Origin of the sequence: Arthrobacter sp. ISL-65 (genome assembly GCF_018613795.1) — a bacterium.
GTDB lineage: Bacteria > Actinomycetota > Actinomycetes > Actinomycetales > Micrococcaceae > Arthrobacter.
The window spans coordinates 139573-166247 of sequence record NZ_JAGGPN010000034.1; the positions used below are offsets into that span (position 1 = coordinate 139573).

A 26675-nucleotide genomic window follows, 5' to 3' on the forward strand; every position below is an offset into this window, starting at 1 on the left:
TACCAGCTTTCATCCACTGAAAGGATCCCGATGCTTCCCGCGGCCCGCCACCAATCCATAGTGGACGCCGTCCGGCGCGAGCGGGTGGTCCGCGTGTCGGATCTGGCCCAGCAGCTGGGCGTGTCCCTGATGACGGTGCGCCGCGACATCGAGATGCTGGAGGAAAGCGGCCAGGTGGAACGGATCCACGGGGGTGCCAAGCTGCCCGGGGATGCCAGCACGCACGAGCCCGGGTTCGAGCTGAAGTCCACCCAGCTGACCGCGCAGAAACGCGCCATCGCCCTGGAAGCCGCCGCACTGGTCCATGAGGGCATGGCGGTGGCCCTGAGTGCGGGCACCACCACCTGGGCGTTGGCCAAGGAACTTGCCAACGGCCCCCGGATCACCGCGGTGACCAACTCCGTGAAGATCGCCGACCTCTTCCACCATGCCGCCGCGTCGGGGTCCGGGCGCCATGCCTCCACGGTGATCCTCATCGGCGGCGAGCGCACGCCGTCGGACGCCCTGGTGGGTCCCATCGCGACGGCGGCGCTCCGGCAGCTCCACCTGGACCTGCTGTTTCTCGGCGTACACGGCATGGACGCTGAGGCCGGCTACACCACGCCGAACCTCCTGGAGGCCGAAACAAACCGAGCGTTCATCGCAGCCTCCCGCAAGGTGGTGGTCCTGGCGGACCACACCAAGTGGGGCACCCAGGGAATCAGCACCATCGCCAAACTTGAGGAAGCCGACGAGGTGATCAGCGATTCCGGACTGTCCCCCGACGCCCAGCGGATCCTCCGGGACCGGGTGGGCCGGCTCCGGCTCGTTTAGGCCCGTACCGGCTTTACGGGCAGCCGCAGGACTGTCGAACGAGGAGCTTCGTCGGAAAGACGCGGTGCTGGGCTGGCGCGCCCCGGTCCGCCCCGACGAGCGCCCGGACGGCTGCCTCGGCCATGTCCCGCACGGGCTGCTCCACGGTGGTCAGCGTTGGCCAGGAGTATTCGGCGTCCTCTGAACCGTCGAACGAGGCCAGTGCGATGTCCCCCGGGACGGACAGGCCGGCCTCGTGGAGCGCGCGGAGGATGCCGATGGCCTGCATGTCAGAGCTGGCGAAGATGGCGGTGGGCCGGTGTCCGGACGCCAGGAGCCGCTGCCCGGCGGCGTAGCCGCCAACCCGGGTGAAGGCGCTGCGGGCAATGGGGCCCTCCGGCAATCCGGCGTCCCTGAGCGCCTGCACCCACCCGGCTTCGCGGGCGTCCGCTTCGTCGCCGGTGGTGGTGCCCATGGCCAGGCCGATGTTGGTGTGGCCATGCCCAATCAAATGCTCGACGGCGGTGCGCGCACCCTTGGCCAGGTCCACGCCCACCGTGGTGACGCCAGCCGAACTCCCGCTGTGGCTCAGGAGCACGGACGGGATTTCCGCAGTCTCCAGATCGGACAGGTCAGGCTCGAACAACACGCTGGCCAGCACCACGCCGTCCACCTGCCGGGCCGCGAGGTTCCGGATGTTCCGGCGCTCCTTGGCCAGGTTGCCGTCCGAGTTGGTCAGCACCAGGGCGTAGCCGAGGGCGGCCGCCGCGTCCTCCACGGCGTGGGCCAGCATGGAGAAGAACGGGTTGCTGTTGTCCGGAATGACCAAACCGATCGTTTCGCTGGACCCCAGCTTCAGGGCCCGCGCAGCCGCGTTGGGGCGGTAGCCCAGCTGCCGGATGGCTTCCTGGACCTTCGCCTCGGTGGCAGGGGCCACCTTCTTCGGCCCGCCGTTCACCACGTAGCTGACGACGGCGGTGCTCACCCCGGCGTAGCGGGCAACGTCCTTGCGGGTCACCTGGGTCCGCGGGGCGGGCGCTGCCGGAATGGTCATAGTGTCCATGCTAGCTACAGCCCGCCCTAGAGGGAGGCCGGAGCATCACCGAAGTCGCGGATGGGAAGGCGTTCGCCGTTCCTCACGGCGGATTCATGGGCCACGATGCCGGGCAGGGTGAACCGCGCGGCCGTCCATGCGTTGACCGGCGGCAGCGACCCCGTATTCACGGCCGTGACAAAGTCATCCACCAGGAACTGGTGGCTTCCTTCGTGGCCGTTGGGGGCGCCCCGGAACTCCTCCGGCAGCCTGTCGCTGTCATGCACCGGGGCCAGCCCGGACACGAAGGCGTCCCGCAGTTCGGGGGCCACATTGGCGAGCGACGGATCGTCCAGGGCAACGCTGGGCCGGGACTCCACCTGCTCTGAGATGTCGTGAACGTTGGCCTTGTCCTGCCACACCGTCACCTTGGCCAGCTGCTCAAAGCTGGCCTCGGTGCCGAAGAACCGGAAACGGGACTCACGGATGTGCGAGGGGTATCCCACCCGGCGCATTTCATTGGTCCGCATGGCGCCGCCGTCGTTCAGTTCGAAGAGGGCCGTGGCGTTGGAGAAGTCGTTCCCGAACATGCTGATGTCCTTGTCGAACACCCCGTCCTGGCGGTCGTCCTTCACGCCAACGCAGCTGACGCTCACGGCGTGCGCCGGCAGGGCACCGAGGACGCCTCCGATCGCGTGGGTCGGGTACAGCATGGGCGGGTAGCTGGCAGTCTCCTTCCAGCGCTCCCCGCCGCTGTACTGGTAAGCGTCGTAGAAGCCCAGGTCCATGTCGTGCACGTAGTCGCCTTCGGAGTAAAACACCCTCCCGAACCGGCCGGCCGCATGCTGCTGGCGCGCGTAGACAGTGGCCGGGTTGTAGTAACTCGTTTCACCCATCATGTAGACGTTGCGGGTGTCCCGGACGGCGTCGATGATCTTCGCGATCTCGTCCTCGGTGACGGCCATGGGCACGGCCGAGTAGACATGCTTTCCGGCCCGGAGCGCCCGCTCCACCAGCGGTCCGTGGGTCCACCGCTGCGTGAAGATGGCGACGGCGTCGACGTGGGACGCGAGCAGCTCATCGAAGGTGCCGATGGAACCGGCCAGGTCATATTGTCCAACCGCGTCGGCAGCACGGTCCGCCCGCTCGTCCACGACGAAGACCTCGCTGACCCCGGGGTGCAGATTGAAGAGATGGGCGAACTGGCCACCGAACTGCCCCACGCCAACTACTCCGATCGAAAACGCCATTGTTCCTGCCTTTCTAGGCCTAGGCGGCACCGCTTTGCGGTGCGCACACATGTCTGCGCCACAGTCTTACAGCTGAATCTACTCGAGTCAATGATTGCAACGTTGGAGAAAGTTCCACCGGCGACGGCGCCGAAATATCCCTTGCGGTCCCCGATCTACTCGTGTAGATTGTTTGCGATTGTTAGTTCCATCACACACCCAGGAAGGGTCGATGATGACCACCCTTACTAAAAACCCGGCAGCCAGGAGTGATCAGCGTCCGGCGCGGCCCGGCAGGATCCGCCGAGGCGGCCTCCGGCGGTACGGCGACCTCAAGATCGCCCTCTTCTTCATCGCCCCGGCAATGATCGGCTTCGTCCTCTTCTACGTGGTGCCCACCATCCGGGGGATCTACCTGAGCTTCACTGAGTACAACATCCTCGGCGACCCAGAGTGGGTGGGCCTGGACAACTACGCGGCGATTGCCAAGGATCCGCTGTTCTGGAATTCCCTGGCCGTCACAGGGCAGTACGTCCTCATGAACATCGTGCTTCAGACGGCGCTGGCCCTCGGCCTGGCCCTCCTAATGGACAGGGTGGCCAAATCCACCCTGGTGCGGGGTGCCCTGCTCCTGCCCTACCTGATGTCGAACGTCATCGCGGCCCTGCTCTGGTTCTGGATGCTTGACTACCAGATCGGCATCGTGAACCAGTTCATCGAATGGGCAGGCCTTCCCCGCGTCGCGTTCTTCGGCAGCGAGGAGTGGGCAATTCCCACCCAGGCCCTGATCAACACGTGGCGGCACATGGGCTACACGGCCCTGCTGATTTTCGCCGGCCTCCAGTCCATCCCGCAGCACCTTTACGAGGTGGCCAAACTGGACGGCGCGTCACCGTTCCAGACGTTCCGCAAGATCACCATGCCGCTGCTTCGCCCGGTCCTGGTCCTGGTGCTCGTCGTCACCGTAATCGGTTCCTTCCAGGTTTTCGACACCGTGGCAGTGACCACGCAGGGCGGACCGGTCAACGCCACCCGCGTCATCCAGTACTACATCTACCAGCGCGCCTTCACCGAGTCGGACTTCGGCTACGGGTCCGCCATCGCCGTCATCCTCTTCCTCATCCTCGCCCTCGTTGCCTTCATTCAAATGAAGTTCCTCAAGGGCAACGAGTCGGACCTGGACTAAGGAGTCCCGCATGACCACCACCACCAGCCGCGCACCGCAGCCGGCCGCCGCACGCCGCCCGGCAACCACCCGCCGTCGTCCTTTCAACGCCCGCCGCGCCGGCGCCTGGACCCTGCTGGCCCTCGCCATCGCCGTCTCCGTGCTCCCGTTCCTCTGGGTATTCCGCACCGCGCTATCCACCAATGGAGCGCTGGCCACGCAATCGGCCAGTCTGCTTCCGGCAGACTTCACCGTTGGCGCCTTCATGCGGGTGTTCGGGCTGCAGAGCCCCGCCGACGCCGTCGCGGAGGGCGGTTCCGGTGCCGCCATCGACTTCTGGCTGTACCTGCGCAACTCGATCATCTTCTCCTCCATCACCACCGCCGGGGCCGTGTTCTTCAGCGCAATGGCTGCCTACGCCTTTGCCCGGCTGCGCTGGAAGGGCCGGAACGCTGTATTCAGCCTGTTCTTGGGCACCATGCTGGTCCCGCCGATCTTCACGGCCCTGCCCAACTTCCTCCTGATCAAGAACCTGGACCTGCTCAACACGATGCTCGGGATGGTCCTGCCGTATGTCTTCATGACTCCATTCGCCATCTTCTTCCTCCGGCAGTTCTTCCTGAACATGTCCCGTGAAGTTGAGGAGGCAGCCATGCTCGACGGCGCCAAGCACCTCCGCATCTTCTTCCAGATCGTCCTGCCCAACGCCGCAGCCCCCATCGCCACGCTGGCGCTGCTGACCTTCATCGGCCAGTGGAACGAATACTTCTGGCCCCTGCTGGTCGGGTCCCAGGACGAGGTACGCGTCCTTCAAGTGGGGCTCGGCGTCTTCAAGTCGCAGTCCCCGCAGGGGGCACCGGACTGGTCCGGCCTCATGGCCGCCACCCTGGTCTCGGCGCTGCCTGTCCTGGTCCTCTTCGCCGTCTTCGGCAAGAAGATCGTCAACTCCATCGGATTCTCCGGAATCAAGTAAGCACCCGCCTCCTCCTCTTCACCCCCATCCCGAACGGAAAGAAAACAATGAAGAAATCCCTCGGCACCGTCGCCGTCGCCGCAGCCATGGCCCTCTCCCTCTCCGCCTGCGGCGGCTCAGGATCCTCTGCGGAATCGGCCAAGGGCGAGATCAGCTACTGGCTCTGGGACGCCAACCAGCTTCCCGCGTACCAGCAGTGCGCCGACGACTTCACCAAGGCCAACCCCGACATCAAGGTCAAGATCACCCAGCGCGGGTGGGACGACTACTGGAGCACTCTCACCAACGGGTTTGTCGGCGGCACGGCCCCCGACGTCTTCACCAACCACCTCGGGCGCTACGGCGAACTCGCCGAAAACAAGCAGCTGCTGCCCATTGACGACGCAGTCAAGAAGGACAATGTGGACCTGGCCGCCTACAACGAGGGCCTGGCGGACCTGTGGGTGGGCCAGGACGGTAAGCGCTACGGCCTGCCGAAGGACTGGGACACCATCGGGCTCTTCTACAACAAGTCGATGCTCGCAAAAGCCGGCATCTCCGAGGACCAGATGAAGAACCTGACCTGGAACCCGCAGGACGGCGGAACGTACGAGAAAGTCATCGCCCACCTGACCGTGGACAAGAGCGGCAAGCGCGGGGACGAGGCCGGCTTCGACAAGAACAACGTGGCCGTCTACGGCCTCGGACTCAACGGCGGCGGCGACTCCTCAGGCCAAACGGAGTGGAGCTACTTCGCCAGCACCACCGGCTGGTCCCATACCGACAAGAATCCGTGGGGCACGCACTACAACTACGACGACCCCAAGTTCCAGTCCTCCATCGACTGGTTCGCCGGACTGGTCAAGAAGGGCTACATGCCCAAGCTCGAGTCCACGGTAGGAGCGGCCATGGCCGACACCTTCGCTGCCGGCAAGTCGGCCATCAACGCCCACGGCTCATGGATGGTCGGCCAGTACACGGGCTACAAGGGCATCGAGGTGGGCATCGCCCCGACCCCGACGGGCCCGGAGGGCAAGCGCGCATCGATGTTCAACGGCCTGGCCGACTCGATCTGGGCCGGAACCAAGAAGAAGGATGCATCCATCAAGTGGGTGGAGTACCTCGCCTCGGCACCGTGCCAGGACGTCGTTGCGTCCAAGGCTGTAGTCTTCCCGGCACTCAAGGCCTCCTCTGACAAGGCTGCTGCAGCGTTCAAGGCCAAGGGCGTTGACGTCACAGCCTTTACCGAACACGTGAAGAACAAAACCACCTTCCTGTACCCCATCACTGACAACACCGCCAAGGTCAAGGGCATCATGGAACCTGCCATGGACGCCGTCGTATCCGGCAAGCAGCCCGCCAGTTCGCTGACCGAGGCCAACAACCAGGTCAACGCCCTCTTCAAGTAGGGCCGCAACTGGGCGAAAATCAAAGTCCAGGCATCCACACAGCACCACACCTGCGGGGCCGGAACAGCGCACGCAGCGCGCCCGGCCCCGCGGCACCCCTTACACCTAGCTCATCACGAAAGAGACTTACCTATGGATCCCCTGCACCTCCGTTCCGCCGGCACCAGCCTGGTGATCAGCTTCGACAGCGGGGAGGCCGAGGTCGTCCACTGGGGTGCCGACCTTGGCAGCGAACTCCCTGACCTGTCCATGCTCACGGAGGCCATCCCCAACTCCGCCGTCGACGCCACCGTCCCGGCGGGACTGCTCCCCCAGGCGTCCTCAAGCTGGCGCGGGCGGCCGGGCCTGCGCGGGCACCGGATTGCCGACGGCGTCTCCGGACTCGACTTCTCCGTTCGCCTGCGCGCCGTGGGCGCTACAGTCAACGGCCGCTCCGCCGCCGTCGTCCAGCAGGATGCCGACGCCGGCATCACCGTTGAATCCACGCTCACCCTGCATGACGGCGGCCTGCTGGAACTGCAGCACACCGTCACGAACAGCGGAACCACGCCTTTCCAGCTCGATGAACTGGCCGCCGTCCTCCCGGTGGCTCCGGACGCCGTCGAACTTCTCGACCTCACCGGGCGCTGGTGCCGGGAACGGCACCCGCAGCGCCGCCCCATCCAGCAGGGCACCTGGGTGCGCACCGGCCGGCACGGCCGCACCGGGCACGACTCCTCGCTGCTGTTCGCGGCCGGCACCGCCGGCTTCGGCAACCGCCACGGCCGGGTCTGGGCCACGCACCTGGCCTGGAGCGGCAACCACGAACAGTTCGCGGACACCCTCGCCGACGGGCGCACCATGATCGGCGGCTCCGAACTGCTGGGCGCGGCCGAGGTCATCCTCCAGCCCGGCGGAAGCTACGCCACCCCCAAGCTCTTCGCTGCCTACTCCGACCGCGGCCTGGACGGCATCAGCGAGGCGTTCTACAGCTGGTTCCGATCGCGCCCGCACCACGTACTCCCGGCCGCGGGCGGCGGAAAGCCGCGCCCCGTGGTGCTCAACACGTGGGAGGCAGTCTACTTCGACCACAATCTGGACACCCTGATCGAACTCGCGGACTCGGCCGCAGACCTCGGTGTGGAGCGCTTCGTCCTCGACGACGGCTGGTTCCGCGGCCGCCGCGACGACACCGCCGGCCTGGGCGACTGGTTCGTGGACGAGACACTCTGGCCGGACGGGCTGACGCCGCTCATCGAGGCAGTCACGTCCAGGGGCATGGAGTTCGGCCTGTGGGTGGAGCCCGAGATGATCAACCTCAACTCGGACGTGGCACGGGCGCACCCGGACTGGATCGTGGGACCCGCCACCGCCTCGCACAAGGACGGCGGACGCCTGCCACTGGCCTGGCGGAACCAGCACATCATCGACCTGGTGAACCCGGAGGCGTGGCAGTACATCTTTGACCGGATCGACGCCCTGCTGCGCGAAAACAACGTCAGCTACCTGAAGTGGGACCAGAACCGGGACCTCACCGAACACGGGCACGCCGGGCGCTCCTCCGTCCACGAGCAGACCCTCGCCGCCTACCGCCTGTTCGATGAGCTCCGGAAGTCCCATCCCGGCGTCGAGATTGAAAGCTGCTCCTCGGGCGGGGCGCGCGTGGACCTCGGCATCCTCGACCGCACGGACCGCATCTGGGGTTCAGACTGCAACGACGCCCTGGAGCGGCAGACCATCCAGCGTTGGACCGGCGTCGTGGTTCCGCCCGAACTGGTGGGCGGGCACGTCGGCCCCACCACGTCCCACACCACCGCCCGCACCCACGACCTGTCCTTCCGTGCCATCACGGCGCTGTTCGGCCACTTCGGGATGGAATGGGACGTGCGCGAGGTGCAGGGCGAGCAGCGCGAGGAGCTCAAGCGCTTCATCGAGCTGTACAAGGAGCACCGCGGGCTGATCCACAGCGGCCGGATGGTCCGGGCCGACGTCCCTGACGAGTCGCTCATGCTCCACGGTGTGGTGGCCGGTTCCGCTGCTGGTTCCGGTTCCGTTTCCGGTTCCGTTGCTGCCGGCACGACGGCGGCACTGTTCGCCCTGGTGAGCACGCGCACCTCGTTCGCCGAGCAGCTGGGACGGGTCGCCCTACCCGGGCTCGAGGCGGATTGCCGCTACCGGGTGGAGGCCATTTTCCCGGCCCCGGGGGACGCCGATTACGGCCACACCTTCACCCAGGTCCAGCCGCCGGCATGGCTGGCTTCCGGCGCGGAGGCCAGCGGCCGCTTCCTGGCCGAGGTGGGAGTCCCGATGCCCAGCCTCAACCCGGAGCACGCGCTGGTGGTGAAGGTCACGGCCCTCTGAGCGCCCTCTGACCCGGGCGGCTCTGAGCTGCGCGGCCCGCGGGTGCTGCCGCCCGCCGTCGTTCTCCATCCCGCACCATCGCCTCCCGCACCGCCGGCCCTACAGCCGGCGGTGCGGGACGCCGCGTTTTCCGTAACGAAAGCCTCGCCCTCGAAGCCCGGCATCCCGACGCGATAGATTTGCAGGCATGACTGAAGCCCCCTCCGCCACCGAAGCCGGCCGCGGCACCATCCTCGTCCTCAACGGCCCCAACCTGAACCTCCTCGGCACCCGCGAACCCGAGAAGTACGGCACGGCCACGCTGGCCGACGTCGAGCAGCTCGCCAAGGACGCCGCCGCCGCCCACGGGCTCGACGTCGAGTGCTTCCAGTCCAACCATGAAGGCGCGCTGGTGGACGCCATCCACGCCGCCCGGGGCAAGGCAATCGGCATCGTGCTGAACGCAGGGGCCTACACCCACACCTCGGTCGCGATCCGGGACGCCATCTCGGCGGTGCAGGTGCCCGCGGTGGAGGTCCACATCACCAACGTTCATGCCCGCGAGGCGTTCCGCCACCACTCCTACCTCTCGGACATCAGCAAGGCCGTGATCGCCGGTGCCGGGATCATGGGCTACCGGTTCGCCGTGGAGTACCTCGCCGACCTGAATGCCGGCAGGGCCTGACCATGCCGGCGGCGGCCCTCGGCACCGCAGAGTGGTACCGGCACTTCGGCACGGTTGATGCCCCCGGTTCCTCGCCCTGCTACGCCGACTGGTCGCTGCACATCGCCGACGATCCCGGGCTGATCGCCCGGATCGACCGCTGGCCGTACAACAAGCGCCAGCCCCTGCTGATGCTGGCCGCGTCCCGTTTCCTCGGCGCCAAGATCTCCCCGTACCCGGAGTTCCGTACGTTCCTGGACGAGCACTGGGCCGAGGTCTCGCGCACCGTCATGTCCCGCGCCACCCAGACAAACGAGGTGGGCCGCTGCGCCACCCTGCTTCCGTCGCTCGCGGCCATCGCGGCCGCCGAGGGCCGGCCGCTCGCGCTGATCGAGGTGGGCGCCTCCGCCGGCCTCGCCCTGTTCCCGGACCGCTACAGCTACGAGTTCGACGACGGCGCGACAGTCACGCGGCTGGATCCCGGCGCGTTCGGCGAACTGCAGGCCGGGTCCGGCGGACCGTCGGCCGGGTCCGGTCTACCGCCAGCCCGTTCCGGCCATCAGGCAGAGCCTCCCGTCCTGCGGTGCCGGACAGCAGGCCCGGTTCCCCTGCCGGACAGCTTGCCTTCTGTGGTGTGGCGGGCCGGGATCGACCTCAATCCCTTGGACGTACGGAATCCCGACGACGTCGCCTGGCTTGAGGCGCTGATCTGGCCGGAGCAGGAATTCCGCCGTGAGCGTCTGCGCCGGGCCATTGCCGTTGCGCGCCAAGATCCACCTCTACTTGTAGCCGGTGACCTCAACGAACAGTTGCTGTCGCTGGCGGGCCAGGCCCCTCCCGAGGCCGCGCTAGTGGTGTTCCACAGTGCCGTCATGGGTTATGTCAGCGCTGACGGGCGCGCAAGGTTCCGGGCCATCATGCAGAGCCTGGCGCGGGACCGGGGTTGCCACTGGCTGTCCAACGAGGGCGAGACCGTGATCATCCAAAAGGACGGCTCGGCGGTTGTCCCGGAGATGGATTCCGGCCGGCTCCGCGGCAACTTCCTGCTGCTGCACAACGGCCAGCCGGTGGCCATCACCGGCCCGCACGGCCAGAGCCTGGACTGGCTGTAATCGGCTGATCCTTTCGCTGGATGCCCATTGCCGGTTGCCGCTACTGCTGGATGCCGCTACTGCTGGATGCACTGTCCCGACGACACGGGGCTGGACAGGCTCGGCGCCTCTGCGGCCACGGGCCGGAGGTCGATCATCGGAATCGCGAAGCCCAGGGCTGCGTTGGATGTTGTCTTCGCGAAGATGACGCCTGCCACCTCTCCGTTGGTGGTGAGCAGCGGCCCGCCGGAGTTGCCGGGCTGGACGTCACCGGCAAGCTTGTACACCTCGTCCGGAACAGGGTTGTTGCCATAGATGTCCGGCACCAGCACTGTGGAAATGCCCTGCACAGTGGCCGGCTTGGACTGGTAGGGGCCGCCGTGCGGGTAGCCCGCAAACGCGGCGGCGGTTCCCGCGGGCAGGTCCGAGCTCAGCGGCAGCGCCGCGGTGGGCAGTCCGTCCACGGCGAGGACTGCGAGGTCGCGCTTGCTGTCGAAGTACACCACGCTGCCGGGCATGGCACCGCCGCCGGGGACCTCCACCACGGGCTGCGATACCCCCGCAACGACGTGCGCGTTGGTCACCACGCGCCCGGATGACACCACGAAGCCTGTTCCGGTCTGGTTCTGCCCGCACTGGAATGCGGTCCCCGCGATCTTCAGGACCGAACCGGCGGCCCTGTTCAAGGCTGGTGTGTCCGTGTTGGCGTTCGGAACCGGAACCTGCTGCTGGTCCTGGCCGATGCCCTCAATGAGCGTGGGGATGCCGTCGCCCATGACCGCCGAGCGCAGCTGCGCCATGGCGGATTTGACCGGGTTGGGCGTCAGTCCATCTATGAAACGGATCACCTTGGACTCGGCCAGCTGCTGCGAAACGAAGGGCACACCAAGTGCGCTGATACTGAAAGCCAGCATGGACATGACCAGCGCGGACACGACCAGATTCAAGGCCCCGCCAATGAGTCTGTCCACAGCCCGGAGCGGCCGCATGCGGACGGTGCTGCGGATACTGCGCCCGATCATGGTTCCGAGCGCATTGCCTAGGACCACCAGAAGGACGGCGGTGCCAATGATCGCGGTCAGGCGCCACCCACTGTCCTCAACGAAGTCACTGACCAGCGGAACGGAGAGGAACGCGGCCACGGCGCCCGCCGCGAAGCCGGCCAGGCCGCCGACGGTCACCAGGAAGCCGTTGCGCAGGCCGTAGATCAGATAGGACAAAAGCGTGAGAATCAACGCAAGGTCCAGAACGGTCAGGCCAAACACCGGGTCTCCTCACAAGCAGCTAAGCCCCGATTCTACTGGCGAAGTCTGACAGTTTGCCGTGGATGCGCGGAGCCGGCGCTGGTCTCGCGGCGTCTTTTAGGGCGTTTCAGCTGCCAAGTACGTCACAGAACGTTGAAAATTCTGAAACAATGGCACAAGCGCCCCAGACGACACTTTTACTCAGGAGAATTCATGGACATCGAGGTATTGCGACGCGCACCCCTTTTCGCCACGCTGGACGACGACGCGTTCCGCCTGCTGACGGACGAACTGACCGAGGTCGACCTGTCCCGCGGCGCATCCGTTTTCCGTGAGGGCGACCAGGGTGACCAGCTCTACTTCATTGTCTCCGGCAAGGTGAAGCTCGGCCGCACCTCCCCCGACGGCCGCGAATCCCTGCTGGCCATCCTCGGCCCGGGCGAGCTCTTCGGCGAAATGGCCCTGTTCGACCCGAGCCCGCGTACCGCCACGGCCACTGCCGTCTCGGAAACCCGCCTGGCCGGCCTCAAGAACGAGAGCCTGAACTCCCTGCTGCGGACCCGCCCCGAGGTCTCGGCCCAGCTGCTGCAGGCGCTGGCCCGCCGCCTCCGCCGCACCAACGACTCCCTCTCCGACCTGGTCTTCTCCGACGTGCCCGGCCGCGTGGCCAAGGCCCTCCTGGACCTCGCCGACCGCTTCGGCCGTCCCGCCACGGACGGTGTTCTCGTGGCACACGAGCTCACCCAGGAAGAGCTGGCCCAGCTCGTTGGCGCGTCCCGCGAAACCGTCAACAAGGCCCTGGCTGAGTTCGTCCAGCGCGGCTGGCTGCGCCTTGAGGCCCGCGCCGTCGTGATCTTGGACATGCAGCGCCTCCGCCAGCGCTCGCGCTAGGTCACAATGCCCAAAGGCCGCCTCCACGTGGGGGCGGCCTTTTGCTTTTGACTCACCACCGGCTGATAACGGCCCTTCGGCGTCGCCTCGTCGAAGGCAACTGGAAGTCCGCTGGTTGAGTTTGTCGAAAGCGCTCTCCAAACCCTCGATCTCGACAAGAACTGAGGAAGCGTCAGGAGAAACCCGACAAGAACTGAGGAAGCGTCAGGGAAAAGGCGACAGGATCTGAGGAAGCGTTGGTTCCTTAATCGCGAGCCGGGCTGCGGGCCTTCGGCAAGGAGCGCATCGCGGCGCATCGGGGTCCGGAAAGCTTAGCGCTCGCGCTGGGGCTCCCCTGCTACGGTCTTTGCTGCTTCGACTTCGAGCATGAGTGTCCCGTTTTCGTCGACGAGCCGGGGCTGGTACACGTGCGGGGTGCGCTTGTAGCTGAGGTAGGCGATGCAGCCGTTGGCCTTGGCCATCTTCTCCAGCATGATCTCGGAGCCGGGAACCATGAGCTGGCCGAGGGTGAGGCCGACGGTGTTCTCCTGGCCCACCTCGTCACCCAGCGCGGTCGTGTCGCGCTCGGCGATCGCCTTGGTAGCGCACACCCACCGGCCCCAGACGCCTTTGCTCTCCAGGATGGACGGCTGCTGGTTCATGGGGACGGTGGCGGCAAAATACCGGGTGTTGAAGCGCCGGTGCGCGAAGTCCGGGCTCAGCCAGTTCACGAGCGGCTTAAGCAGGTCGGTGCGCAGGGACAGGCCCCGCTTGGCCAGCTCCTCTGTGAACGACTTTTCCTGCGACGCAACCGCTTCGCGGGCCTTCATCCACTCCACCGTGGACGTGGCCTCCACGGTGGAGGACAGGTCCGGGCCCGCCAGCAGCACGCCGGTCTCCTCGAACAGCTCACGGACTGCACCCACCACGTGGCGGCGGGCCAGGCCGACGTCGTCCGTTCCCATTTGCTCGGCCCAGTGCTGGGGCGAGGGCCCCAGCCAGCCGACGGCGTCGTCGTCTGAGGCGTCCAAGGAGCCACCCGGAAAGGCCAGGACGCCCAGCGGGGACGAGCCGGGACGGTAACCGAGCCAGGTTTCCAGGCCGGTGGGCGAATCCCGGAGGAGTACAACGGAGGACGCGAAACGGGGTTTGCGCGGAGTCCGTTCGCCGTGTTCGAGCCAGCTTTGTGCCGCCCCTTCAAGATCGGGAGGAAGAACAAAGAGCCGGCGTGCTAGCTGGGGCAAAGGAACCTACTGCTCCCTAACTGAATTCGGCGATCAGTTCGACTTCCACGGGAGAGTCGAGCGGCAGGACTGAAACGCCGACGGCAGAACGGGCGTGCTGGCCCGCGTCACCGAAGACCCGGCCCAGGAGCTCGGAGGCGCCGTTGATGACGCCGGGCTGGCCGGTGAAGGACGGGTCGGAGGAGACGAAGCCCACAACCTTGACGATGCGCGTGATGCGGTCGAGGTCGCCGATGACGCTCTTCACGGCGGCCAGGGCGTTCACGGCGCAGACGGCGGCGTATGCCTTCGCGTCTTCCGGAGACACAGTCGGTTCGTCCGAGGTGCCCTCGGTGCCGGCGGACACTTTGCCAGTAGCTTCGAGTTTGCCGTTAATAAACGGCAGCTGTCCGGAGGTGTAGACGTGGTTGCCGGAGACGACCGCCGGTACGTAGGCGGCGACGGGGGCGGCAACTTCCGGGAGGGTCAGTCCAAGCTCGGAGAGACGCTGTTCGACGGCGGACGACGGCGTCAGATCAGCGCTGGAAGCGGTTTCCTGGGGGGTGGTCATGCTACTGCTTCTCCCTCTTGAGGTAGGCGACAAGGCCGTTGCCGTCGGGTCCGGGGACTACCTGGACAAGCTCCCAGCCGTCGTCTCCCCACTGGTCCAGAATCTGCTTCGTGGCGTGGATGATGAGCGGAATCGTGGCGTACTCCCATTTGGTCATGAAATAAAGCCTAATCGTTGCCGGTAAACTGGAGAACATGGCGACTCGTAAGAACCCCATATTCGACACGGCCACCACCCTCGGAAAGATTTTTGGCTTCCTTGGCGTGAGCGCTATTTGTGGCGTCCTCGTGGCCGGCCTGCTGGTTCCCGCAGCCGCCGTCTCGGGCAGCACAGCCAGCGGCTCGATCGAATTCTTTGACACCCTGCCCGCTGAACTCCAGGTGGACCCGCCCAGCCAGTCCACCAAGATCCTGGCCGCCGACGGGAGCGTGATCGCCAACCTGTACGCGGAAAACCGCACCCGCGTTCCGCTGGACCAGATCTCCCCGTACATGAAGGACGCGGTGATCGCCATTGAGGACAGCCGGTTCTACGAGCACGGCGGTGTGGACACCACAGGCATCCTCCGCGCCTTGGTCAGCACGGCGCGGGGCAACAAACAGGGTGCCTCCACCATCACTCAGCAGTACGTCAACAACGTCCTCAACGCCAACCTTGAAGCCGAAGGCAACTCCGACGCCATCAAGCTCAACGGCGTTAACAAGGGCGTCGGCGACAAGCTCCGCGAAATGAAGCTCGCAATCGCCCTGGAGAAGAAATTCACCAAGGAGCAGATCCTTGAGGGCTACCTGAACATCGTCTTCTTCAATCGCGACGCGTACGGTATTGAGGCCGCCTCCAAGTTCTTCTTCAGCACCACCGCGAAGAACCTCACGCTCCCCCAGGCCGCGCTGCTTGCCGGCCTCGTAAACAGCCCTTCGGCCTTTGACCCGATCAGCAATCCGGATAACGCCAAGAAACGCAGGGACCTGGTGCTGAGTGCAATGCTCACGCACGGCAAGATCACCAAGGCCCAGTACACCGCCGCCGTTGCCGCCCCTGTCACGCCGAAGGTGACCCCGGCACGGCAGGGCTGCGCCTACTCGCCCACCGCCCCGTACTTCTGCGACTACGTCCTGCACCTCCTGCTGAACAACCCGGCCTACGGCGCGGACGCCACCGAACGCGAGAAGAAGGTGTTCCGTGGCGGCCTGACCATCAAGACCACCCTTGACCCGAAGGCGCAGAAGACCGCACAGGACCAGGTGAACACCGCTGCCGGCTCGAACCCGGACAAGTGGGGCGCCGCACTGGTTTCCGTTGAACCGGGCACGGGCAAGATCACGAACATGGCCCAGAACACCTCTTGGTTTGCCGGCAAGGGCAAGTTCGATTCCCAGATCAACTTCAGCGTGGACCAGTACGATGACCAAGGCAATGACCTGAACGGCCTGGGCGGCGCGCAGCCCGGCTCCACCATGAAACCGTTCACGTTTGCCGAGTGGCTGAACGAAGGCAAGCCGATGAACACCATCGTCAACGCCTCCCAGCGCCGGTACCAGCAGGATTTCCCGTGGCAGAACACCTGCCCCACCCCCACGGTGGGCTGGTATGACAGCACGAACGGCACCGATGACCTGCAGAACGCCGAAGAGGGCTATTACCGTCCCATGAGCGTGCTGGATGGCCTGAAGAACTCCATCAACACGGCCACGTTCGCCTCGGCGTCGCAGGTTGACCTGTGCGGCATCCAGAAGGTTGTGGACGCTGTCGGGCTGCACGGCGGCCTCCCGACAAGGGATAAGGAAACCAACGCGGTGGTCGATGCGAACCCGAGCATCACCATGACCACCCTTGGCAACCTGCTGGGCTCCACGCAGACCGCGCCGCTGACCATGGCCACCGCCTTTGCCACGTTCGCGAATGACGGCAAGTACTGCGCGCCGATCGCCATCACGTCGGTGACCGACCAGACCGGCGCGCAGCTGCCGGCGCAGTCTCCCGCCTGCCGGGACGCCCTCAAGCCCGAGGTGGCGCGCGGCGTGAACTATGCCCTGCAGCAGGTCCTCAATGAAGGCTCCGGCTCGCTGATCGAGCCGCGGATCTCCACCCGGACCAACTTCCCCATCGCGGCCAAGACTGGAACGTCGAACAACAACGGCTCCACCTGGGTTGTCGGCCACACCATGGGCCTCGCGACGGCTGCCTGGTTCGGTGACGCGCTCGGCTCCCAGGGCCGGGCCGGCCAGAACGTGACGGTCAACGGCAGGTTCTACACGGGCATCGACGGCTACATGATCGCCGGCCCGATGTTCTCCAACTTCATGTCGCAAATCGCGCCGGGCTACGGCACGGACCCCTTCCCGGAACCGCCGTCGAACCTGCTTTACGGCACGCCGCAGTACCAGCCACCCGCCCCCGAGAACCCGTTCCCGGGCGGAAACACCGGCGGAAACACCGACACCGGCAACAGCGGTGGAAACACCGGGGGCAACAGTGACAACAGCAGTAATGACAAAGGAAACGGCAACAGCAACAAGGGCAACGGCTGACCGTGACTGACCTTTCACAGGTGGCTAGCCGCGTCCGGAGCATCGGGCGCGGCTTTGCCGTCACCGCTGGCGCCGGGACCGCTGCCGCCCTCGCCGCCACGGCCTACGGATTGTGGGAAAAGAACCAGTTTCTCCTCCGCGAGGAGACCGTCCCGGTCCTTCCTGCGGGAAGGGCCCCGTTCCGGATCCTGCATCTGAGCGACATCCATTTCGTGCCCGGCCAGAAGGCCAAGGCAGAGTGGTTGCAGTCGCTGGCGGCGCTCAGGCCCGACCTTGTGGTGAACACGGGTGACAACCTCAGCCACCCCAAGGCCGTGGACCCGCTGCTCAACGCGCTGGCACCGCTCATGGAGTTCCCGGGCGTGTTTGTTCCGGGCTCCAATGACTACTATGCGCCCAAGCTGAAGAACCCCGCCGCCTACCTCATGGGCCCCTCGAAGGCCGCGCCGGACCGGGAGGAACTCGACTGGCCGCGCCTGCGGGCCGGCTTCGGCATGGGCGGCTGGATCGACCTGACCAACCGCCACCAGTCCATCGTCCTTAACGGCATGCGGTTCGACTTCTCGGGTGTGGATGATCCGCACCTCAACCGCGAACGGTATGCCGGCTGGCCGCGCGGCACCAGGGGCCAGAACGCCAAGGACCACCTGCGGGTGGCCGTCATCCATGCCCCCTACCAGCGGGTCCTGGACCACTTCACGGAGGACGGCGCGGACCTGCTCCTGGCCGGCCACACGCACGGCGGCCAGTTGTGCATCCCGGGCTACGGCGCCGTCGTCGCGAACTGCGACATCCCCACCTGGCGGGCCAAGGGCCTCAACGACTGGAGCAGCAACGGGCGTACGACGCCGGTCAACGTCTCGGGCGGGATCGGCACCTCGCGCTTTGCGCCAGTCCGTATCGCCTGCAAGCCCGAGGCCGTCCTGCTGACGCTCACCCCCCGCGCCTGATTGCCTGCGCCATCATTCGTCCGGGAGAGCCGCTGCTCCTCCGGTGACTGACCGCCTGTTAAGGGTGCAGCCCATGGCATAGGGTAGTTGCTACGGGAGACTACACACAGTTGATTTCACGCAGCTGATTTCACACAGTTGAGTTCAAGAAGCGGGCATGGCCAAGCAGAGTTCATTTTTTCGATCCGTCAGCCGTCTCTATCCGCACGTGAAGCCGGTCCTGCCGCGCCTGTTTATGGGCCTGCTGTCGGCGCTCCTGGCCAGCGTGGTTGCCCTTGCCATCCCGCAAGTGCTGCGCGTGCTCATCAACGATTCCCTCCGGCCCGGGGCCACCGCAGAAGCCGTGTGGGGCTCGGCCGGCCTCATCCTGGCCTTGGGCGTCGCGGAAGCGGTGCTGGTTGGCCTGCGCCGCACGTTCGTGATCAACCCGGCCACCACCGTGGAGACCCGGATGAGGGTCTCGCTCTACGGCCACCTGCAGGACCTCCCCGTCTCCTTCCATGATCGTTGGGGCTCTGGCCAACTGCTCTCCCGCGCCATGACGGACCTCAACTTCATCCGGCGCTGGATGGCATTCGGGGCCATCATGCTGGTGGTGACCACCCTGACGGTGGTGATCGGCGTCGTCGTCATGTTCACCATGAGCTGGCAGCTGGCCCTGATCTTCGTGGCCGCCGCGGGACCCGTGATGGTCTACGGGTTCCGGTTCCGGACCCGCTTCAGCAAGGTCACCCGCCGCAGCCAGGACCAGGCCGGTGACCTCGCCACCACGGTTGAAGAATCTGTCCACGGCATCCGCGTCCTGAAGGCCTTCGGCCGCAGCCGCGAAGCGCTGGAAACCTTCAACGGCCAGGCCGAGGAACTGCGCCAGACCGAGATTGCCAAGGCCCGGCACCAGGCCGTCTTCAGCATGGTGGTGACGCTCCTGCCCGAGCTGGCGCTGGGCGCGGGCCTGGTAACTGGAATCATGCTCGCAGCCAGTGGCCAGCTCAGCATCGGCTCCCTCGTGGCCTTCTTCGCCACCGCAGCCGTCATCGCCGCGCCCGTCGAGTTCTCGGGCATGCTGCTGGCCATGGCCTTGACGGCGAAAACTGCGCTGGACCGGCACTTCGAGGTCATGGATTCCCAAAACACGATCACCGGCGCGGCCGAGCCCCGCCGCCTGACCGACGTTAGAGGCGCGCTGAGCTTCAACAACGTGGCGTTCGCGTTCGACGACGCCCCGGACAAACCGGTCCTGAAGGACATCCGGCTGGATATCCGTCCGGGCGAGACCATGGCGCTGGTGGGCATCACCGGCAGTGGAAAAAGCGCGCTGCTGCAGCTGGTGCCCCGGCTCTATGACGTCACGGCGGGTTCCATTGAGCTCGACGGCGTGGACCTGCGGGACTTCAGCGTCGAGGAACTCCGCACCCTGGTGGCTGTTGCCTTCGAGGACACCACCCTGTTCTCCAGCTCGGTGCGTGACAATGTGCTGCTCGGCGTCCGGTCCGAAGACACCGACACCCGCGAAAAGATCCTGGCGGAGGCACTGGACACCGCCCAGGCACACTTCGCCTACTCGCTGCCTGAGGGGCTGGACACCCTCATCGGCGAGGAAGGCCTCAGCCTGTCCGGCGGCCAGCGCCAGCGCCTCGCCCTGGCGCGGGCCATCGCAGCCGCGCCCGCCGTGCTGGTCCTGGACGATCCCCTCTCCGCCCTGGACGTGAACACCGAGGAGCTCGTGGAAAACCGCCTGCGGGAGGTGCTGGCAGTCACCACGACGCTCATCGTCGCCCACCGCCCGTCCACCGTGGCCCTGGCCGACAGGGTGGCGCTGCTGGAGGACGGCCGCATCTCCGCCGTCGGAACCCACACCGAACTGCTGGCCGGCAACAGCCATTACCGTCACGTGATCGCGAGCCTGGCGACGGAGCCCCGTGACCTGGACTCCGAGCTGTCGGCCCTCGACGACGCCGAGGAGGTCAGCCGGTGAGCAACACAGCCTTCGGTACCGCCAATGAGGACAACGCCAACCTGAGCAAGAGCGACAGCAAGGCAGTACGGCGCCGGTCGCTCGCCTTGTTGGGGTCGCTGATCCGGCCGGTGCGGTTGCGTTTCTGGCTCACGATCGCCATGGTGGTCCTGGCACAGGCGGCCCGGGTGGCCGGCCCGGCGCTGATCGCCTTCGGCATCGACCATGCGTTGCCCGCCCTCCGCGCGGGCAACAGCCTCCCGCTGGTGCTGGCCGGCGTCGCCTACCTCATCACGGCACTGGCGGCAGCCGGACTCACCGCCCTGTACGTAACGTCGACGGCGAGGCTCAGCCAGGCCATGCTGCTGGACCTGCGGCTGTGGGTGTTCCGCCACACCCAGCGGCTCAGCCTCGAGTTCCACGAGAAGTACACCTCGGGGCGGATCATCGCGCGGCAGACCTCGGACCTGGAGGCCCTACGTGAACTCCTGGACTCGGGGGTCAGCTCGCTCGCCTCCGGCCTGCTGTTCATGCTGTTCACCGCCGTCACCGTCTTTGCCCTCGACTGGCGCAGCGGACTGGTAGTGCTGGCCGCGGCCGTCCCCATGTTTTTCCTGGCCCGCTGGTACCAGAAGCACTCGCAGAAAGCGTTCCGCCAGTCCCGGGTGGTCTCGGCCCGGCTTATCGTGCACTTCATTGAGACCATGACCGGCATCCGCGCGGTCAAGGCCTTCCGCAAGGAACGCGAAAACGCCGGCCGCTACGGCGAACTCGCCGAGGACTACCGGCGGGCGACCGTCCGCTCCATCAACCTGAACGGCGTCTTCCAGCCCGGCCTGGTGCTGATCGGCAACGTCTGCGTGGCCGCCGTGCTGCTGTTCGGCGGCTTCCGGGTGCTGACCGGTGACCTGGCCGTGGGCGTGCTGCTGGCCCTGATGCTCTCCACCAAGCGCTTCTTCCAGCCCGTGGACCAGATGGCCATGTTCTACAACTCCTTCCAAAGCGCGCAGGCCGCGCTGGAGAAGGTCTCGGGCCTGCTCGAGGAGGTGCCCACGGTGCGCCCGCCGCGGAACGCGGTGGAACTCCGCGACGCCCGCGGCGCCGTCGAATTCCGTAACGTTGAGTTCCGCTACGGCACCGGGCCGCTCATCATCCCCGCGCTGAACCTCACCATTCCGGCGGGCCAGACCGTGGCGCTGGTGGGCCAGACCGGGGCGGGCAAGTCCACGCTCGCCAAGCTGATTGCCCGCTTCTATGACGTGTCCGCGGGTTCTGTGACGCTCGACGGCGTGGACGTCCGGCAGCTGGCCACCGCGGACCTGCGGCGGAACATCGTGATGGTGACGCAAGAGGCCTTCCTGTTCAGCGGCTCGGTGGCGGACAACATCGCCCTGGGCCGGCCGGAGGCACCGCGTGAGGAGATCGAGGCCGCCGCAAAGGCCGTGGGTGCGCACGAGTTCATCATGGAGCTCCCCGAGGGATACGACACCGACGTCAACAAGCGCGGCGGCCGGGTCTCCGCGGGCCAGCGCCAGCTGATCAGCTTTGCGCGCGCGTTCCTTGCCCGGCCGGCGGTCCTGATCCTGGACGAGGCCACGTCCTCGCTGGACATTCCCTCCGAACGGCTCGTGCAGAGCGGCCTGGCCGGGCTTCTGCGCGGAATGGACGGCACCGGCCGCGCAACTCCGGGCACGCCGGCCGCCGGCGGAACGTCCCGCGGAACCGCGCGCACGGCGCTGATCATCGCGCACCGGCTGTCGACCGTGGAGACCGCGGACAGGGTGCTCGTGGTCCATGACGGACAGGTGGTGGAGGACGGAACCCCGGACGAACTGATCCTCGGCAAGGGCCGCTTCGCCCGCCTGCACAGCGCCTGGAAGGACTCGCTGGTCTGAGCCACAGCGGCTCTTCCGGACCCCGATTTCACATGTTGGCCCAGTATCGGATATTCTTGTTCAGTTGCTTTCACAGCAGCGGATCGGGATGTAGCGCAGCTTGGTAGCGCGCTTCGTTCGGGACGAAGAGGTCGCAGGTTCAAATCCTGTCATCCCGACCAAAAGGAAAGAGGGTCTCCCTAGGGAGGCCCTCTTTCTGTTTCTTCAATGACCGCGTAGGTCCCGCCCCCCCTAGGTAGCAGCAGAGGGGGTTCTCAGCGCTGGCAAGGCCCACAACTGCTACCTCGTTGGGTCCATGGTGGCTCAGTTTCCGCCGAGGCTCTGGTGGTTAATGTTCTGGGTCGCCTGCCCGTCACCCAGCAGGGGGATCCTCGGCCGGCGGGACCCGTCGTCCGTCAGGTAGGCTCCCCGGCTGTCGTAGCTTTGGACCTGGTTCAGGTAGCGGTGGCGCAGACGCAGGCCGACGGCGAAAAGCACCAATGACTCCAGCAGCGCCGCAATGCCGATCAGCCCCCAGACGAAAGTCCCGGCGTCGGCCGTTCCCTTGAACACCTCAACCACAGCGGCTCCGGCAGCGGCTGCCACAATCAGTGACGTGCCGGCGATGGTCCAGAGGAAAAAGGCCCGCTGCAGGCCGTCGGCTACTCTCCGTGTCATGGTCCCCACTCCTCAGTTCCGGCTGCTGGTTTTGGGAAGAAAAACGGCCCCGGAACATGATGTGCGCATGTTCCGGGACCGTTTTCCTCATGGAAGCTATTTACATGGGATCGGGCCAGTTGCCGATGGTGGTCTCTGACACCATAGGATCAGGCCAGTTGCCGATAGTGGTCTTGTTCACGTCCTTGACGCGCATCGGATCCGGCCAGTTGCCAATGGCAACCGAGGTGCCCGCGTTGTCCGCCATCGAGCCTGCAGACAGAACGGCGGGAGCCGCAGCAGAAAATGCAAGGGCCCCTGCCAAAATGGCGGCGGCTGCTATCTTCTTTAACATGTGAGAGTTCCTCAATACGAGTCGGATTTGCTACCAAGTCAGCACAGTCCTTGTTGACATACATTGTAAAATGTTGTCCACAGAGGGTGTCAAGCATTCTGTACAAAGGCTGTCCGGAATAGGAGGAACTCAGTGGGCAACGGATTCGGGGAGAAGCTCCGCGCTGAGCGGCTGGAGCGCGGACTGACCCAGGCCGAACTGGGCAGGGATCTGTACTCCCCCAGCTACATTTCCCTGCTGGAGACAGGCCGGCGGGAACCCACAGCCGACGTCATCGAAGAGCTCGCCCGCAGGCTGGAGCTCGCGCCCAAGGCGCTCGAAGCGTGGAGCCAGCCCATCTCGGTAAGCGACGCCGAATACGTGCTGGCCGGCCTCTATGCCCGGCAGGCCTGGGACCTGCGCGACTACGGCCTCGCGGCCGAACACGCCGCCAACGCCGCCCGGATCGCACTCGACGGCAAGAACACCAGCGCCTGGTGGAACATGACCTACATGCAGGCCGAATGCCTCATGAAGCAGGGCCAGCTCAAGGAATGCCAGAAGATCATGGAGCACCTCTCCGAGCACCCCATGGCCACGGAATCGGCCGGTCTGGGTGTCCGGGCGCGCCAGATGCTCGCCGCCCTGTGCCACGGGCAGGGCCAGCTGGGCACCGCCGTCGAACACGCCGAGAAGGCCGTGGAGCTGTGCGGGCAGCTGCCCAAAGGCTCAACACTGATCATCGGGGCGCTCCGCGCGCTGATCGGGGCGCTGGCCGAGAGCGGCCGGCTCGACGAGGCGTGGAAGTACTGCCAGGACATGAACGAGCAGATGGACGAGCATTCGATGTCCCAGCTCGCGGGCGAGGTGGCATGGGTGATCGGCAATGTCGCGTTCATGCGGCACGACTACCCGGAGGGCATCAAGCACCACGAGCGGGCGGCGAAGCTGCTCTCGCCCGCCAACGACATTGAGCTGTGGGCCCGCTTCAACAAGGCGTCGGCCGCCGTCCGCCTCTCCTCCGGAATCGTTGAGCCGGAGACCCTGTCCGCCATTGAACGCGCCGAACTCGCGCTGTCCATCGTCGGCGGGAACAAGACGGACCAACTGGAAGTCGCCTTCATCCGCGCCCGCTGGCTTTACCTCACCGGCGACATTGTGGCTGCAGTCCAGAAGCTCCGCGACATCCACGCCGAACGCACGGACCTGGCCAAGCACACGGCCGGCGAGGTTTCGCTGCTTCTCGGCAAATCGCTGAAGGCCGCGGGCGAAGGGGATGAGGCGCTGGTGCATCTGCAGGAGGCGCAGAAGGAATTCAGTGCCGCCGGCGCGCAGGACCGGGTCCAGCAGGCCCTCGATGCCGTGCTGGAGATCCGGCTCGCCCAGCGCCGTGCGGCAGCGGCCGAAGCCAGCTAGCAGGCACAACGCAAAACAGGAGGCACCGCCGGGACCGTGCCCGAGGGCGCCTCCTGTTTTTTAGAAGCCTGGATCGCCTAGCTGAACGTGCGGCCGGTCAGCTTCTCGTAGGCCTCGATGTAACGGGCCCGGGTACGGTCCACGATGTCCGCGGGCAGGGCCGGCGGCGGCGTGTCGGAGGCCTTGTCCCAGCCGGATTCGGCGGACGTCAGCCAGTCCCGGACAAACTGCTTGTCGTAGGAGGGCTGCGCTTTGCCGGGCTCGTACGTGGCGGCGTCCCAGAAACGGGACGAGTCCGGCGTCAGGACCTCGTCGCCCAGGGTGATGGCCCCGTTCACGACGTCGTAGCCGAACTCCACCTTGGTGTCGGCCAGGATGATGCCCCGTTCACGGGCGATCCCCTCGGCCTTGGTGTAGATGCTCAGCGTCAGTTCGCTCAAGCGCGCGGCGATGTCGTCGCCCACGATGGACACGACGGCGTCGTAGGTGATGTTTTCGTCGTGCTCCCCGACCTCGGCCTTGGCTGACGGGGTGAAGATGGCGTGCTCCAGGCGGGAGCCGTCCACCAGGCCTTCCGGCAGCGGGATCTCGCAGACGGTGCCTGACTGCCGGTACTCCACGAGGCCGGAGCCGGTGAGGTAGCCGCGGGCGATGCATTCCACCGGGAACATTTCCAGCTTCTTGCAGATCATGGCGCGGCCCTCGACCGCTGCCGGCACGCCGTCCTCCACCGTGGACGCCAGGACGTGGTGTTCCACATCCAACTGGTCGAACCACCAGAGGCTCAGCTGGGTCAGGACCCGTCCCTTGTCCGGGATTTCACTGCTGAGCACGTGGTCATAGGCGCTGATGCGGTCGCTGGCCACCACCAGCACGCATTCCTGCCCGAACTGCTCGTTGATGGAGTCGCTGGCCGGGACGTACAGGTCGCGGACCTTGCCCGAGTAGACATGGTTCCAGCCGGGCAGCTCGGCGTGGGGGGTGTCCAGGCCGCGGGTGCTTTCGTGTTCAGCCAATGTCACGCCTTCTCTTCCGAAGCGGAGCCGGCCTGGGCAGCCGACGGGGCGGTGACGGCGGACGACACCTTGATTTCACCGCGTGCGGCCTTGCCTCCGATGTCCGTGCGGAACTGGGCGCCTTCCAGCTGAACCAGCTCCACGCCGTCGTACGCCCTTTCCCGGGCCTCCACGAGGTCGGATCCGAGCGCCACCACGGCCAGCACGCGGCCGCCGGCGGAGACCACCTTGCCCTCGCCGTCGAGCGTGGTTCCGGCGTGGATCACATGGACACCCTCCAGCTCGTCAACCTTCTTGAGGCCGCGGATGCGGTCCCCCGTCCGGGGGGTGTCGGGGTAGTTTTCAGAGGCGACGACGACGGCGACTGCTGTTTCCTTGGACCAGCGCAGCTCTTCTGCCTGGTCCAGTTCGCCCTTGGCGGCTGAGAGGAGCAGGGAACCGAGGGGCGTCTTGAGCCGCGCGAGCACAGCCTGGGTTTCGGGGTCGCCGAAGCGGACATTGAATTCGATGACGCGCGTGCCGCGCCTGGTCAGCGCCAGGCCAACGAACAGCACGCCGACGAACGGGGTGCCGCGGCGGGCCATCTCGTCCACGGTGGGCTGGGCGATGCGGTCGATGACCTCCTGGACCAGGCCTTCAGGAGCCCAGTCGAGCGGGGTGTAGGCACCCATGCCGCCGGTGTTGGGGCCTTCATCGTTGTCGTAGATGCGCTTGAAGTCCTGCGCCGGGGACAGTGCCACGGTGTTGCGGCCGTCGCACAAGACGAACACGGAGACCTCCGGGCCGTCCAGGAACTCCTCGATGACCACGGTTCCGCCGGCGTCGAAGCAGCTCTGGGCGTGCGCCAGGGCATCGTCCCGGTCGTTGGTGACCACCACGCCCTTGCCTGCGGCCAGGCCGTCGTCCTTGACGACGTAGGGTGCGCCGAAGGTGTCGAGCGCCGCGGCTGCCTCGTCTGCGTTGGCAGCCACCAGCGCCATCGCCGTGGGAACGCCGGCTTCGGCCATGATCTGCTTCGCGAAAGCCTTGGAGGCCTCGAGCTGGGCGGCGTCCTTGCTAGGCCCGAACACCGGGATGCCGGCATCGCGCACGGCATCCGACACACCGGCCGCAAGGGGGGCTTCGGGACCAACCACCACCAGGTCGACGTCGAGCCGGGTGGCGAGCGCCGCCACCGCGTCCGGATCGTTCCCGTTGATCGCGTGCGTGGGGACGAGCTTACTGATGCCGGCATTGCCCGGAGCCGCATGGACTTCGGAAACGTTGGGGTCAGCAAGGAGGGAGCGGACAATGGCGTGTTCGCGGCCGCCGGGGCCAATGACGAGTACCTTCACAGTCTCCAAGCGTACTTTGTGCACCGTGCTGGCTCCTAAGCTGCGAC

At 66.3% G+C, this 26675-nt stretch carries 23 protein-coding genes and 1 tRNA gene; 14 read left to right on the forward strand and 10 right to left on the reverse strand.

Annotated features, from left to right (window positions below; translation table 11 throughout):
• Positions 1–30: 30 nt before the first annotated feature.
• A complete protein-coding gene (locus J7I85_RS14715) occupies positions 31–813 on the forward strand; it encodes a DeoR/GlpR family DNA-binding transcription regulator (RefSeq protein WP_214852876.1) in 783 nt (260 codons plus the stop codon).
• Positions 814–826: 13 nt separating this feature from the next.
• Here the strand turns inward: J7I85_RS14715 and J7I85_RS14720 are convergent, their stop codons facing one another.
• Complete coding sequence (locus J7I85_RS14720) at positions 827–1846, reverse strand: LacI family DNA-binding transcriptional regulator (RefSeq protein ID WP_374102474.1); 1020 nt, start codon at positions 1844–1846, stop codon at positions 827–829.
• A gap of 26 nt (positions 1847–1872) precedes the next feature.
• Positions 1873–3075: a Gfo/Idh/MocA family protein gene (locus J7I85_RS14725; RefSeq protein WP_214852882.1), complete on the reverse strand. Its 1203-nt coding sequence runs from the start codon at positions 3073–3075 to the stop codon at positions 1873–1875.
• 214 nt (positions 3076–3289) lie between these two features.
• Between J7I85_RS14725 and J7I85_RS14730 the strand changes: the two genes are divergently transcribed.
• The 6 genes from J7I85_RS14730 (at position 3290) to J7I85_RS14755 (ending at position 10675) form a co-directional block, all read left to right on the forward strand.
• Positions 3290–4240 (forward strand): carbohydrate ABC transporter permease, encoded by a 951-nt coding sequence (locus tag J7I85_RS14730; protein ID WP_214852992.1) that lies wholly within the window; start codon positions 3290–3292, stop codon positions 4238–4240.
• A gap of 10 nt (positions 4241–4250) precedes the next feature.
• Complete coding sequence (locus J7I85_RS14735) at positions 4251–5192, forward strand: carbohydrate ABC transporter permease (RefSeq protein WP_214852884.1); 942 nt, start codon at positions 4251–4253, stop codon at positions 5190–5192.
• Positions 5193–5239: 47 nt separating this feature from the next.
• Positions 5240–6580 (forward strand): sugar ABC transporter substrate-binding protein, encoded by a 1341-nt coding sequence (locus tag J7I85_RS14740; RefSeq protein ID WP_214852886.1) that lies wholly within the window; start codon positions 5240–5242, stop codon positions 6578–6580.
• 132 nt (positions 6581–6712) lie between these two features.
• Complete coding sequence (locus J7I85_RS14745; protein WP_214852888.1) at positions 6713–8920, forward strand: alpha-galactosidase; 2208 nt, start codon at positions 6713–6715, stop codon at positions 8918–8920.
• Between the two features lie 187 nt (positions 8921–9107).
• Complete coding sequence (gene aroQ / locus J7I85_RS14750; protein ID WP_214852892.1) at positions 9108–9584, forward strand: type II 3-dehydroquinate dehydratase; 477 nt, start codon at positions 9108–9110, stop codon at positions 9582–9584.
• A gap of 2 nt (positions 9585–9586) precedes the next feature.
• Positions 9587–10675, forward strand: coding sequence for a DUF2332 domain-containing protein (locus J7I85_RS14755; protein ID WP_214852895.1), 1089 nt, complete (start codon positions 9587–9589; stop codon positions 10673–10675).
• A 56-nt stretch (positions 10676–10731) separates the two neighbouring features.
• On the opposite strand, the gene J7I85_RS14760 is transcribed toward J7I85_RS14755, so the two are convergent.
• Positions 10732–11919, reverse strand: a complete 1188-nt coding sequence (locus J7I85_RS14760) for a MarP family serine protease (protein ID WP_214852897.1) — start codon at positions 11917–11919, stop codon at positions 10732–10734.
• A gap of 192 nt (positions 11920–12111) precedes the next feature.
• On the opposite strand from J7I85_RS14760, the gene J7I85_RS14765 reads away from it, so the two are divergent.
• On the forward strand, positions 12112–12789 hold the full coding sequence (locus tag J7I85_RS14765; protein WP_003797871.1) for a Crp/Fnr family transcriptional regulator: 678 nt from the start codon (positions 12112–12114) through the stop codon (positions 12787–12789).
• Between the two features lie 311 nt (positions 12790–13100).
• Here the strand turns inward: J7I85_RS14765 and J7I85_RS14770 are convergent, their stop codons facing one another.
• From J7I85_RS14770 to J7I85_RS14780, 3 genes are read right to left on the reverse strand one after another with little or no spacing between them, the layout of a single operon-like run.
• Complete coding sequence (locus J7I85_RS14770; protein ID WP_214852898.1) at positions 13101–14012, reverse strand: NUDIX hydrolase; 912 nt, start codon at positions 14010–14012, stop codon at positions 13101–13103.
• Positions 14013–14028: 16 nt separating this feature from the next.
• The gene (locus tag J7I85_RS14775) at positions 14029–14562 is read right to left on the reverse strand and encodes a RidA family protein (RefSeq protein WP_214852899.1); all 534 of its coding nucleotides are present in this window, start codon (positions 14560–14562) and stop codon (positions 14029–14031) included.
• 1 nt (position 14563) lies between these two features.
• Positions 14564–14719 (reverse strand): DUF4177 domain-containing protein, encoded by a 156-nt coding sequence (locus J7I85_RS14780; RefSeq protein ID WP_003797879.1) that lies wholly within the window; start codon positions 14717–14719, stop codon positions 14564–14566.
• A gap of 37 nt (positions 14720–14756) precedes the next feature.
• Between J7I85_RS14780 and J7I85_RS14785 the strand changes: the two genes are divergently transcribed.
• The 5 genes from J7I85_RS14785 (at position 14757) to J7I85_RS14805 (ending at position 22053) form a co-directional block, all read left to right on the forward strand.
• Positions 14757–17093 carry a transglycosylase domain-containing protein gene (locus J7I85_RS14785; protein WP_214852900.1) on the forward strand — a complete coding sequence of 779 codons (2337 nt, stop codon included), beginning with the start codon at positions 14757–14759 and terminating at the stop codon, positions 17091–17093.
• A gap of 2 nt (positions 17094–17095) precedes the next feature.
• Positions 17096–18043 (forward strand): metallophosphoesterase, encoded by a 948-nt coding sequence (locus tag J7I85_RS14790; RefSeq protein WP_214852901.1) that lies wholly within the window; start codon positions 17096–17098, stop codon positions 18041–18043.
• A 157-nt stretch (positions 18044–18200) separates the two neighbouring features.
• Positions 18201–20018 carry an ABC transporter ATP-binding protein gene (locus J7I85_RS14795; RefSeq protein ID WP_214852904.1) on the forward strand — a complete coding sequence of 606 codons (1818 nt, stop codon included), beginning with the start codon at positions 18201–18203 and terminating at the stop codon, positions 20016–20018.
• Positions 20015–21892, forward strand: a complete 1878-nt coding sequence (locus J7I85_RS14800) for an ABC transporter ATP-binding protein (protein ID WP_214852907.1) — start codon at positions 20015–20017, stop codon at positions 21890–21892. The genes J7I85_RS14795 and J7I85_RS14800 overlap by 4 nt, the downstream gene beginning before the upstream one ends.
• Positions 21893–21976: 84 nt before the next feature.
• Positions 21977–22053, forward strand: a tRNA-Pro gene (locus tag J7I85_RS14805).
• A 142-nt stretch (positions 22054–22195) separates the two neighbouring features.
• Here J7I85_RS14805 and J7I85_RS14810 read toward each other — a convergent pair.
• A complete protein-coding gene (locus J7I85_RS14810) occupies positions 22196–22549 on the reverse strand; it encodes a hypothetical protein (protein ID WP_214852910.1) in 354 nt (117 codons plus the stop codon).
• 100 nt (positions 22550–22649) lie between these two features.
• Positions 22650–22883 (reverse strand): hypothetical protein, encoded by a 234-nt coding sequence (locus J7I85_RS14815; protein ID WP_214852913.1) that lies wholly within the window; start codon positions 22881–22883, stop codon positions 22650–22652.
• A gap of 132 nt (positions 22884–23015) precedes the next feature.
• Here J7I85_RS14815 and J7I85_RS14820 point away from each other — a divergent pair, with 132 nt between their 5' ends.
• Positions 23016–24278, forward strand: coding sequence for a helix-turn-helix transcriptional regulator (locus J7I85_RS14820; protein WP_214852916.1), 1263 nt, complete (start codon positions 23016–23018; stop codon positions 24276–24278).
• 77 nt (positions 24279–24355) lie between these two features.
• Here J7I85_RS14820 and J7I85_RS14825 read toward each other — a convergent pair whose 3' ends face one another.
• Together J7I85_RS14825 and purD are read right to left on the reverse strand one after the other, a co-directional pair.
• Positions 24356–25294 carry a phosphoribosylaminoimidazolesuccinocarboxamide synthase gene (locus J7I85_RS14825; RefSeq protein ID WP_214852918.1) on the reverse strand — a complete coding sequence of 313 codons (939 nt, stop codon included), beginning with the start codon at positions 25292–25294 and terminating at the stop codon, positions 24356–24358.
• A gap of 2 nt (positions 25295–25296) precedes the next feature.
• A complete protein-coding gene (gene purD, locus J7I85_RS14830) occupies positions 25297–26628 on the reverse strand; it encodes a phosphoribosylamine--glycine ligase (RefSeq protein ID WP_214852995.1) in 1332 nt (443 codons plus the stop codon).
• Positions 26629–26675 lie beyond the last annotated feature (47 nt).